This window comes from Stenotrophomonas sp. 05L44_2 (assembly GCF_056665995.1).
The window spans coordinates 1-10,381 of the sequence record NZ_JBFTNR010000051.1 but is presented as its reverse complement, the minus strand read 5'-3'; the positions used below and the strand labels follow the sequence as shown (position 1 = coordinate 10,381).

At 68.2% G+C, this 10,381-nt stretch carries 10 protein-coding genes and 2 pseudogenes; 6 read left to right on the top strand and 6 right to left on the bottom strand.

The window, feature by feature from the left end; all coding sequences use genetic code 11:
- Window positions 1-82 precede the first annotated feature (82 nt).
- Together AC1VAN_RS03170 and sufT are read right to left on the bottom strand one after the other, a co-directional pair.
- Entirely contained in the window at window positions 83-1,177 is a 1,095-nt protein-coding gene (locus AC1VAN_RS03170) for a branched-chain amino acid aminotransferase (protein ID WP_025877977.1), read from the bottom strand.
- 59 nt (window positions 1,178-1,236) lie between these two features.
- Window positions 1,237-1,788, bottom strand: a complete 552-nt coding sequence (gene sufT, locus AC1VAN_RS03165; RefSeq protein WP_025877975.1) for a putative Fe-S cluster assembly protein SufT — start codon at window positions 1,786-1,788, stop codon at window positions 1,237-1,239.
- Between the two features lie 121 nt (window positions 1,789-1,909).
- On the opposite strand from sufT, the gene AC1VAN_RS03160 reads away from it, so the two are divergent.
- Window positions 1,910-2,329, top strand: coding sequence for a hypothetical protein (locus AC1VAN_RS03160; RefSeq protein ID WP_442252036.1), 420 nt, complete (start codon window positions 1,910-1,912; stop codon window positions 2,327-2,329).
- A gap of 101 nt (window positions 2,330-2,430) precedes the next feature.
- Here the strand turns inward: AC1VAN_RS03160 and AC1VAN_RS03155 are convergent, their stop codons facing one another.
- On the bottom strand, window positions 2,431-3,891 hold the full coding sequence (locus AC1VAN_RS03155; protein ID WP_480985250.1) for an NAD(P)(+) transhydrogenase (Re/Si-specific) subunit beta: 1,461 nt from the start codon (window positions 3,889-3,891) through the stop codon (window positions 2,431-2,433).
- Window positions 3,888-4,208 carry an NAD(P) transhydrogenase subunit alpha part 2 gene (locus AC1VAN_RS03150; protein ID WP_025877970.1) on the bottom strand — a complete coding sequence of 107 codons (321 nt, stop codon included), beginning with the start codon at window positions 4,206-4,208 and terminating at the stop codon, window positions 3,888-3,890. Before AC1VAN_RS03150 ends, AC1VAN_RS03155 begins: the two co-directional genes overlap by 4 nt.
- 97 nt (window positions 4,209-4,305) lie before the next feature.
- Here AC1VAN_RS03150 and AC1VAN_RS03145 point away from each other — a divergent pair, with 97 nt between their 5' ends.
- Genes AC1VAN_RS03145 through AC1VAN_RS03135 form a run of 3 tightly spaced genes read left to right on the top strand, consistent with a single transcriptional unit; the run spans window position 4,306 to window position 5,681 of the window.
- On the top strand, window positions 4,306-4,890 hold the full coding sequence (locus AC1VAN_RS03145) for an RNA polymerase sigma factor (RefSeq protein ID WP_080149966.1): 585 nt from the start codon (window positions 4,306-4,308) through the stop codon (window positions 4,888-4,890).
- Window positions 4,887-5,213, top strand: a complete 327-nt coding sequence (locus AC1VAN_RS03140; RefSeq protein ID WP_025877968.1) for a hypothetical protein — start codon at window positions 4,887-4,889, stop codon at window positions 5,211-5,213. Before AC1VAN_RS03145 ends, AC1VAN_RS03140 begins: the two co-directional genes overlap by 4 nt.
- A gap of 3 nt (window positions 5,214-5,216) precedes the next feature.
- The gene (locus tag AC1VAN_RS03135; RefSeq protein ID WP_032977476.1) at window positions 5,217-5,681 is read left to right on the top strand and encodes a DUF3106 domain-containing protein; all 465 of its coding nucleotides are present in this window, start codon (window positions 5,217-5,219) and stop codon (window positions 5,679-5,681) included.
- 87 nt (window positions 5,682-5,768) lie between these two features.
- Here AC1VAN_RS03135 and AC1VAN_RS03130 read toward each other — a convergent pair whose 3' ends face one another.
- Together AC1VAN_RS03130 and AC1VAN_RS03125 are read right to left on the bottom strand one after the other, a co-directional pair.
- Complete coding sequence (locus tag AC1VAN_RS03130) at window positions 5,769-6,848, bottom strand: NAD(P) transhydrogenase subunit alpha (protein WP_279208899.1); 1,080 nt, start codon at window positions 6,846-6,848, stop codon at window positions 5,769-5,771.
- Between the two features lie 52 nt (window positions 6,849-6,900).
- Window positions 6,901-9,222: a DUF1631 domain-containing protein gene (locus AC1VAN_RS03125; protein WP_480985249.1), complete on the bottom strand. Its 2,322-nt coding sequence runs from the start codon at window positions 9,220-9,222 to the stop codon at window positions 6,901-6,903.
- Window positions 9,223-9,536: 314 nt separating this feature from the next.
- Between AC1VAN_RS03125 and AC1VAN_RS03120 the strand changes: the two are divergent.
- A pseudogene (locus tag AC1VAN_RS03120) lies at window positions 9,537-9,998 on the top strand (nitroreductase family protein); the annotation flags it as partial.
- Window positions 9,965-10,381 (top strand): annotated as a pseudogene (locus AC1VAN_RS03115) (exodeoxyribonuclease IX); the annotation flags it as partial. The pseudogenes AC1VAN_RS03120 and AC1VAN_RS03115, both read left to right, overlap by 34 nt.

The following is a 10,381-nucleotide window of genomic DNA, read 5'->3' as shown; positions in this document are numbered from 1 at the left end:
GAAACGCAGAAAGCCCGTCGCGGGGACGGGCTTTCCGAAAAGTCACCGGGCATGGCCCGGCGCTACGCGTTCGCGTGGGCGATCAGCCCAGCTTGACCAGCCAGCCGTGGCGGTCCGGCAGGCGACCGTACTGGATGTCGGTCAGTTCCTTGCGCAGTGACATGGTCACTTCGCCGGCCGGCGCATTGATGTCGCCCACCGAGAAGCCTTCGCCCTTCAGCTGGCCGATCGGGGTGACCACCGCAGCGGTACCGCAGGCGAACACTTCGGCGATCTCGCCGGAGGTCACGCCCTGCTTCCACTCATCGATGGTGACCTTGCGCTCTTCGACCTTCATGCCGCGGTCGCGGGCCAGCTGCAGGATGCTCTCGCGGGTGATGCCCTCGAGGATGCTGCCGGACAGTTCCGGCGTGACCAGCGTGCCGTCCTTGTAGACCAGGAACACGTTCATGCCGCCCAGTTCTTCCAGGTACTTGCCTTCGACCGGGTCCAGGAACAGCACCTGCGAGCAGCCCTGTGCCTGCGCCTTCTGCTGCGGCAACAGCGACGCGGCGTAGTTGCCACCGCACTTGGCCGCACCGGTACCGCCCTTGGCCGCACGCGCGTACTCGGTGGACAGCCAGATCGACACCGGGGCGACGCCCTTGGCGAAGTACGGGCCAGCCGGGCTGGCGATGACGTAGTAACCGGCCTTGTGCGCGCCGCGCACGCCAAGGAACGCTTCATCGCCGATCATGAACGGACGGAAATACAGGCTCGACTCATCGGCCGACGGCACCCAGGCGCTGTCGACGGCGATCATCTGCTTCAGCGATTCGACGAAGATCTCCACCGGCAGTTCCGGCAGCGCCAGGCGCTGCGCCGAACGCTGCAGGCGGCGGCCGTTGGCATCGGGGCGGAAGGTCCAGATCGAACCATCGGCATGGCGGTAGGCCTTGATGCCTTCGAAGATCTCCTGGCCGTAGTGCAGCACGGCCGCGGCCGGGTCCAGCTGCAACGGACCGTAGGCGCGCACGTTGGCGTTGTGCCAGCCGGCATCCTTGTCCCAGCGCACTTCCACCATGTGGTCGGTGAAGTGCAGGCCGAAGCCCGGCTTCTCCAGGATCTGGGCGCGCTCTTCAGCGCTGCGCGGGTGGTCCGAACGGGTGACGGCGAAGCTGGGAATGGACTGGGACACCGGAGATTTCCTGTTCTGGTTGCGGGTAATGCCGGGCCCGCGTCACTGCGGGCCGTGGGTCAAAGCATGCCGGTTTCGAGCCGTGCGGCCTCGGACATCATGTGCTGGTTCCACGGCGGGTCGAAGACCAGCTCGACGTCGGCCTCGGCCACCGTCGGGATCATTTCAAGCTTGCTGCGCACGTCGTCGACCAGGATGTCGCCCATGCCGCACGCAGGCGCGGTCAGGGTCATCTTCACGTCGATCTCGCGCTGCCCTTCGTCGAGGTGCTTGATCTCCACCTCGTAGACCAGGCCCAGTTCGACGATGTTGACCGGAATTTCCGGGTCGAAACAGGTGCGCAGCTGCTGCCAGACCAGTTGTTCGACCTGCTCGTCGCTGGCATCGTCGGGCAGTTCCAGCGGTGCCGGCGCTTCCTTGCCKATGGCATCGCCATCCTTGCCGGCGATGCGGAACAGATTGCCCTCGACGAACACCGAATAACTGCCCCCCAGCGCCTGGGTGATGTACCCATAGCTGCCGGCGGGCAAGGTCACGGTGTCGCCCTGCGGGACCATCACGGCCTCGCAATCGCGTTCGAAGTGGACAGGTTCGCTGCTACGGGAATACATGGGGACCGATATGGGGCTGCGGCATAAGCCACGCAAGCGGTCATTCTAGCGTAGGCGCCCCGCCCTCGCCGGTGCACTGCGGCAAACCACAGTATCCTGTGGGCGACCTTCAGGAGCTTCGATGTCCTCCAATGCCGCACGCGCCAGGACCGTTACCTGGCTCTGGCCCTTCATGTTGTTGCTGGCGCTGGCCACCGCCCCCCTCGCCTGGATGCTGATCGCCCTGTTCACCGGCCGTCCGGTCGGCTGGATGGCGGTACTGACCGCCCTGGAACTGGTGTTCATGCTGCGTCTGGGCACGCTCGGTCCCGGCAAGCTGCGCATCGCCCTGGTCGTGCTGGGCACGCTGCTGGTGGCCGCGATCTCGAACTGGGCGATCGCCAGTGCCTGGATGGGCGGCTCGATGGGCCTGAACCCCTGGGACGCCTCGCTGCGGATGGGCCCGCACCTGGCCTGGACGCTGATCACCCTGGCCAATGGCGTGATCGAATGGCTGTGGCTGGCGGTGAGCGTCGCCGTAGGCGCCTGGCTGGCGCGTTGATCGCGCCGGTGATGCCCTGGTAGATCCACGCCATGCGTGGATGGGGTGGTTGGATCCGGGGTCAGAGCCCTTTCCTGCGGAAAGGGATCCGACCCCAACCCTCAATGCCCGCCGTCGAGCGCCTTCAGCTCGCTGACCAGCGACGCCGCTGCCTCGGCACCATCGCCGTACAGCATGCGGGTGTTGTCGGCATAGAACAGCGCATTCTCGATACCGGCAAAGCCGGTGCCCTTGCCCCGCTTGATCACCACCACGTTGCGGGCATTGACCACGTCCAGTACCGGCATGCCGTAGATCGGACTGGCCGGATCGGTGCGCGCCACCGGGTTGACCACGTCGTTGGCGCCGATCACCAGCACCACGTCGGTGGTGGCGAACTCGGGATTGATGTCGTCCATGTCCGCGATCAGGTCGTACGGCACYYCCGCYTCGGCCAGCAGCACGTTCATGTGSCCGGGCATGCGSCCGGCWACSGGGTGGATGGCGWACTTGACCTTCACCCCGCGCGTGATCAGCCGCTGCGCCAGCTCCCAGATCTTGTGCTGGGCCTGGGCCACGGCCATGCCATAGCCGGGCACGATCACCACGCGTTCGGCAAAGCCCATCATCGCCGCCACGTCGGCCGCTTCGATGGGCTTCTGCGAACCGGAAATCGCCTGCGCCTCACCACCGGCGCCACCACCGAAGTTGGAGAACAGCACGTTGCGGATCGGCCGGTTCATGGCCTTGGCCATCAACCGGGTCAGCAGGATGCCGGCCGCACCGACCATCATGCCGGCGATGATCAGCGCCTCGTTGCCCAGCACGTAGCCTTCGAACGACACCGCCAGGCCGGTGAACGCGTTGTACAGCGAGATCACCACCGGCATGTCGGCGCCACCGATCGGCAACGTCATCAACACGCCCAGCGCCAGTGCCAGCACGAAGAAGGCGACGATCGCCCAGGTGMTGAGCGTGCTGGCGGCGATGATGCCCAGCACCACCACGGCCAGCGCCACCAGCAGGTTCATCACCTGCTGGCCCGGCCAGGTCACGCGCTTGTCGAGGCGGCCATCGAGTTTGGCCCAGGCGATCACCGAGCCGGACAGCGACACCGCACCGATCGCCGCGCCCACCACCGCCAGCACCAGCACCGTGCCGGACGGCTGCCGCGCGGCCAGATCGGCCAGCGCCTGCGCACTCCAGTGGGTGGTATCGCGGTTGGCCAGGAAGGCATAGCGCAGCAGTTCCACCGCACCGATGGCGGCCGCCGAGCCGCCGCCCATGCCGTTGTACAGCGCGACCATCTGCGGCATGTCGGTGACGGCGACCTTGCCCGCCGACCACCAGGCGAGGCCGGCCCCCAGCAGCAGTGCCACCAGGATCAGCGGCACGTTGTGCAGTTCGGGCAGGAAGAAGGTCGCCACCGTGGCCAGCAACATGCCCAGCCCCGCCCAGCGGATACCGCTGCTTGCGGTCATCGGCGAGGCCATGCGCTGCAGGCCGAGCAGGAACAGGGTGGCGGCGACCAGGTAGCTGGCCTTGACCAGCCAATCGAGCAGTTCGACGGTGCTGATGTTCAAGCCTGCGGCTCCTTCGGTTCATCGTTGCCGGCCTTGCGCACGCTCGGCTTGAACATTTCCAGCATGCGMGCGGTGACCACATAGCCGCCGGCGGCGTTGCCGGCGCCGAGCACCACGGCAAGGAACCCCAGCACCTTCTCCAACGGCGTCTGTGCGTGCCCCAGCACCACCATCGCGCCGATCAGCACGATGCCATGGATGAAGTTGGAGCCCGACATCAACGGGGTATGCAGGATCACCGGGACCCGGGAAATGATCACGTGGCCGGCAATGGCGGCCAGCATGAAGATGTACAGCGCCACGAACCCGTCACTCACCGGCAACGCTCCTGCTCTGTCTTCGTCGCCCCATCATAACCATGGGCTGAACCCTGCGCGCGTCCCGGTCAACCACGGCCGCGCTCACGCGTTGTCGATGGTGACCCCTGCCGAGGAACCGTACCCTGTGCTGGTGAGCAGCCCTGTCCCCTCAACCACCGATGCCGACGCCGTTCCGGCCTCGCTGGAAGCGTTCCTGGCCAGCGTCGGGCCGCGCGCCTTCCGCTTCGCCGAGGCCGGCCTGCGCCAGCGTGATGACGCGCTGGATGCGGTGCAGGACGCGCTGCTGCGCATGCTGGACTATGCCGACAAGCCGGCCGCCGAGTGGGCGCCGTTGTTCTGGAGCATCCTGCGCCGGCGCGTGATCGACCTGCAGCGCCGCCGCCGTTTCCGCCTGCCGTTCTGGCGCGACAACCAGGATGCCGATGGCGGCGAGATCGACTGGGCCGACCCCGCACCGGACCCTTCGCAGGCGCACGAGCAGCGCCAGCAGTACCAGCAGCTGGTGCAGGCACTGCGCGACCTGCCCGCCCGCCAGCGCGAGGCATTCACCCTGCGCGTGCTGCAGGACCTGGACGGGGCCACCACCGCCCGCGCCATGGGCTGCAGCGAAGGCGCGGTAAAGACCCATCTGGCGCGCGCCCGACAGGCGCTGCAGAATCAACTGGAGATGCACCCGTGAACCGCCCCCTGCCTTCCGATGACGCCCTGCGCAGCCTGCACGCGCAGTCGCTGCAGGCGCTGTCGCCGGCCACCCTGGCACGCCTGCGCAGTGCCCGTCACAGCGCCGGTGCGGCGCACGCCGGTCGCTGGCGCTGGTGGCTGGCCAGCGCCTGTTCGCTGGTGATCGCGCTGGGCATCGGCGTCCAGTTCGTCGGCCCGGGCGATCATCAGGGCGCGATCAGCACGCCGATCGTCGCTGCGGAAGAAGACAATGGCGTGCTGTACGACGAGAATCCCGATCTGTACCTGTGGCTGGGCGACAACGACCTGGCGATGGAGTGAACCATGCTGCGATACCCCTCCCTGCCCCTGCTGATCGCCCTGACCCTGCTGCCCGCTGCATCGGCACTGGCGCAGGCCACCGCGCCGGTGCCTGCCGCGCGGCCGGCACCTGCTGCCGCGCCGCTGCCGAACTGGGAACAGCTGAGCCCGGCCCAGCGCGAAGCGCTGTTGGCCCCGTTGCGTGACCGCTGGAACGGCGCCGATCCCGCGCAGCGCCAGCGCATGCTGTCGCACGGCCAGCGCTGGCAGTCGATGAGCCCGGAAGAGCGCGACAAGGCCCGCCGCGGCCTGCGCCGCTTCGAGCACATGAGCCCGGAACAGCGCGAGCAGGCCCGGGCGTTGTTCGGCCAGATGCGTGACCTCAGCCCGGCCCAGCGCGATGCCATGCGCGAGCGCTGGTCGCAGATGACCGCAGACGAACGCAGGGAATGGGTGCGGGACAACCCGCCGCCGGCGAAGCCGCGGTAACCCGCCATCGAAGGCGGACCGCCGGGCCATGCCCGCGGGTTCACCGGATGTCGCTGCACCCGCCGGGCATGGCCCGGCGCTACCGGCTTACGCCTGCCAGCGCGTTTTCGCCAACAGCTCATCTTCCCAGTCGAAGCCCAGCTGGCCGTCGCGCACGAACAGGGCGACGAAGTTCATCAGGTTGCGCGCATACATCTCGCTGGCCTGGGTTGCACCCCGGCTGGCCAGGCCCAGCGGGCCATCGATGGTCACGCCCTGGTGCTCGATGCATTGGCCGGGCTCGGTCAACGCGCAGTTGCCACCGCTCTCGGCGGCCAGATCGACGATCACGCTGCCGGCAGCCATGCCTTCGACCATCGCGGCGGTGACGATCGTCGGCGCCTGACGTCCCGGCACCGCGGCAGTGCAGATCACCACGTCCACGCTGCGCAGGTGGTCGCCAAGACGGCGCTGCTGTTCACCACGCTCTTCATCGGTCAGCGCCCGCGCATAACCGCCCTCGCCTACCGCGCTCACCCCCAGGTCGAGGAAGCGCGCACCAAGCGACTGGATCTGTTCGCGGGTTTCCGGGCGCACGTCGAAGCCCTCCACCTGCGCACCCAGGCGGCGTGAGGTGGCAATGGCCTGCAGGCCGGCGACACCGGCGCCGATCACCAGCACCTTGGCTGGACGCACGGTACCGGCCGCCGTGGTCAGCATCGGGAAGAAGCGCGGCGCGCGTTCGGCAGCAATCAATGCCGCCTTGTAGCCGGCCATGCCGGCCTGCGAACTGAGTACGTCCATCGCCTGCGCRCGCGTGGTGCGCGGCAACTGCTGCAGCGGGAACAGGTGCAGGCGGTCATCCGAAGCCAATGCGGCCAACGCAGGGTCGGCCGCCGGGGTCAGCAGGCCGACCACACTGGCGCCCGGCTTCAGCTGGGCCAGCACCTCGGCCGGTGGCGCCTGCACGCACAGCAGGATGTCGATCTCGGCCCAACGGGCGGCGTCGAAGGCGCGGGCACCTGCGTCGTCGTAGGCGGCATCGGTGAAACCGGCGGCCTGGCCCGCACCGGGCTGGTACCACACGGTGATGCCCAGCGCACCGAGCTTGCGCGCCGTTTCCGGCGTGAGCGCAACGCGTCGTTCGCCCGGCGCGGTCTCCTTGATCCCCAGCAACGCCACGGCCATGCAGATTCCCGCTGATCGGTGAGTGGGTCCGATCCTAGCAGGCGTACGTGGCTCAGTGCAGCGTCGCACCACCCGGGTCGAGGCGGTCGAGCACGCCCTGCATGGCGCTGTCGAAGGCGCCATCGTCGATGTGGGGACGCAGGCGACCCAGCCGCACCATCACCGCCAGTTCCTCGGGTGAGGCCACGCAGAAGCGCACGCCACGACGGTTGACGAACAGCAGGCGCGAGGAAATCGGGCTGATCCAGGACAGTTTGCCCGCCTGCACCTTGCCATCCTTGTCGACGAAGTCCAGCCAGTTGCCGATCTCCATCCGGCGGAAGCGGTCGGCATCGGCATTGTCGAAATCGTCGGTATTGAAGGTACCGCCCAGTTCCACTGCCGGCGTTTCCGGTGCCGGCGGCGCGGGCAGCACCACCTGCGGCAGCTCCGGCAACGCGCGCTGCAGCTCCGGTCGCGATTCGGCGATGCCCTGCAATGTGTCGTGCAGCGCATCGATGGCTGCGGTGGCTGCGTCGCCATGCACGCCGACGCTGGCAAACACCTTGGCCAGCATCGGCTGCCAGGCCTGCAGCCACGGCTTGCCGACGATCTGCCGGCGGGCCTCGGCCACTTCCTCAAGCAGGCCGTCAGCCAGGGTCAGCGCCTCGGCCACCGAGGCACCCTCCTCGCCCTCGCGCAGCAGCGCCAGGGTCAGATGGTGCTGCCAGGGCTGGCGCAGGAACTCGGCGATGGCCGGCGGCAGGGTGGCATCGCCGATGCGGCGATCCAGTTCGGCACCGGCACGGGTGCGGGCCATTTCCAGCTTTTCCTGGCCGCGCTGGGTCTCGGCGGCCCGCCGCTCGGCGATTTCCACGCGACGGCGGTGCTGTACCAGGAAATCGCGGAATTCTTCTTCCAGGGTCAGGAAGATCGCCAGGTTCTCGTTGAACTCGGCGACCAGCCGCTCGATGATCTCCTCCACCTTGGCCATCAGCATGCGTTCGGCCTGGCTTTCGCCGGTGTTGCCCTCGCAGGCTTCGGCCAGCGAATTGAGCAGCTTGCGCGCCGGATGGGTCTTCTGCACGAACATGCGGCGGTCCAGCATCGCCACCTTCACGAACGGAACCACCAGGCGGCCGATCAGCTCACGCGAGCGGCCTTCCAGTTCGCGCTCATCGAGCATCACGTCGAACAGCATGCCGACCAGGTCGATCGCATCCTCGTCCTGCGCGTCCAGCCGGGTCTGGCCCGGGTCGACGCCCAGCCGGGTAGCGCTGGACAGCACTTCGCTCTTCAGCCGCTGCGCCAACGATTCGCCGTCCTCGCCGATCGCCGCACGCAGGGTCGCACTGGGCGTGGCCTGCAGCAGCGACAGCACCGACATCATTTCGCGCTGGCTCAACGGGCGATGCTGGCCGACCGCGACCTGCGCCGCAGAGGTTGCGTCGTCGCGCACGTGGCGGGTCTGCTGCAGCAGTTCGTGCAGGGCTTCCAGCAGCATGCCCTGCTGGCCGGAATAGGCTTCACCGGACGGGCTCTCTTCGCCACCAGCATGTTGCTGCATGTGGCCACGACGCTCCGACCAGCGCGCGGCAAATCGCTGCGCCCAGGCCGGCGCGGCCTGTTCGTCGTCATTGAATTCGTTGTCAACGCCCGGCGCCGTGCGCTGCTCGACCAGATCATCCAGGCCATGCGGAACGTGCTGCGCCGGGGCCGGCGCCAGTGGTCGGCGCGGCGCACCCATCTGCGACATCACCCCGGCCGCAGCCAGGTGCTCGTCCAGCTTCTCGTAGATGCGGCCCACCGGCGCGCGCAGGTCGCGCTCGCACAGCTTGATCAGCACCAGGTGTACTTCCGGGGCCAGCTCGCAGCCGGCGAAGGCTTCGTGGATGGCCACGCCCAGATGCTCGGGGCTGATCGGGTTGCGGTCAGCGTCGAGTTCGATACCGCCGCCCAGCCAGCCCAGGCGGCGGTCGAGCCGCGCCAGCACCGGCTTGAAGTCGCGCAGCAGCACGGTGGCGAAGTTGCGCACCGCCAGCCGTGATTCCAGTACATGTTCCGGCACCAGGCTCAGGCCATCCTGGGCCTGCCCGGCCAGGGTCAGCTCGGCAGAGACGGGCTCGCCCGCCGCCAGGCCGGCCCAGGCATGGCCGAGATGGGCGGCAAAAGCACCGGCGATCTCTTCACGGCGGCGGCGCAGCTCGCGCATCGCGTCCAGGAACAGCAACTGCGRCGAGCCGGCATTGCCGGCACGGTCGAACAGGGCATCGTCGAAGCGGGCCAGTGCCGCGCCAAAGGCCTGGCACAACGCCGGCAGGACGATGTCCCGGGCAAGCTGGAGCTGGGCCGGGTCACGGCCCGGCGATCCCATCGGAGTGGGCGCGCTCATCATTCGGGAAGGCTCCCCACCTTCTCTGGTGCGACAGACATCATGGACATCGCGACGGCCGGTACACCCCATGCACCGGTCCTTCGATGGTAGGCCGCCCAGCCCATCGCGGACAGTGAAACAGTCCTCACTTCAAACCTCATGAACGGCGGCCCGGCAATATTACGTATCGTAAGCCGTGCGGGGCCTGCGAGGCGAGGGGAAGCGGGGCTCCGTGATCCGCCAGTGGCATGATGTTCATCACAGTTTGCTATTCAGGGGTCTGACGCGACACAAACGGCGTCATCTACCTCCCCGACTATAATCAGCGACCCGTGATGACCGGTTCAGACTCCATGCCCGACCCTGCCGCCCTGCTTGCCCTGGATGCCCGCCGCTCGGTGCCCTCGCGGCAACTGGGCGAGCCCGGACCGGACCCGGCCACCCTGCAGCGGATGCTGACCTCGGCGGTCCGCGTGCCCGACCACGGCAAGCGCGTACCGTTCCGCTTCCTGAAGATCGCCGGCGATGCGCGTCACACTCTGGGCGACTTCCTGGCCGCGCGCAGCCGTGAGCGCGACCCGCATGCCGGCGACGCCGTGTTCGAGAAGGACCGCCAGCGCTTCAGCCATGCACCGCTGGTGATCGTGGTGGTGGCCAGCCCCCGCCCGGACCCGAAGGTACCGGCACAGGAACAGCTGATGACCGCCGGCTGTGTGTGCTTTGCTCTGTTGCAGGCGGCACAGGCGCTGGGCTTCGGCGCGCAGTGGCTGACCGCATGGATGGCCTTCGATCCTGCCGTGCACGCCCACCTGGGGCTGGCCGAGGGCGAAGGCATTGCCGGCTTCATCCACATCGGCACGCCCAAGGCCGAAGTCCCCGAGCGCGAGCGCCCCGATGCCGCGGCCCTGCTGCAGGACTGGACCGGCCAGTGAACGCCGTGATTCCCGTGGCGATACCGCCGCCGCTGTACCTGGTCGACGCCAGCATCTACGTGTTCCGCGCCTGGCATTCGCTGCCGGACGAATTCCAGGACAGCCAGGGCTGGCCGACCAACGCCGTGCACGGCTTCGCCCGTTTCCTGCTGGACCTGCTGGAGCGCGAACGCCCCCGGCACATCGCCATCGCCTTCGACGAAGCACTGGACAGCGGCTTCCGCCACCGCCTGTACCCGGCCTACAAG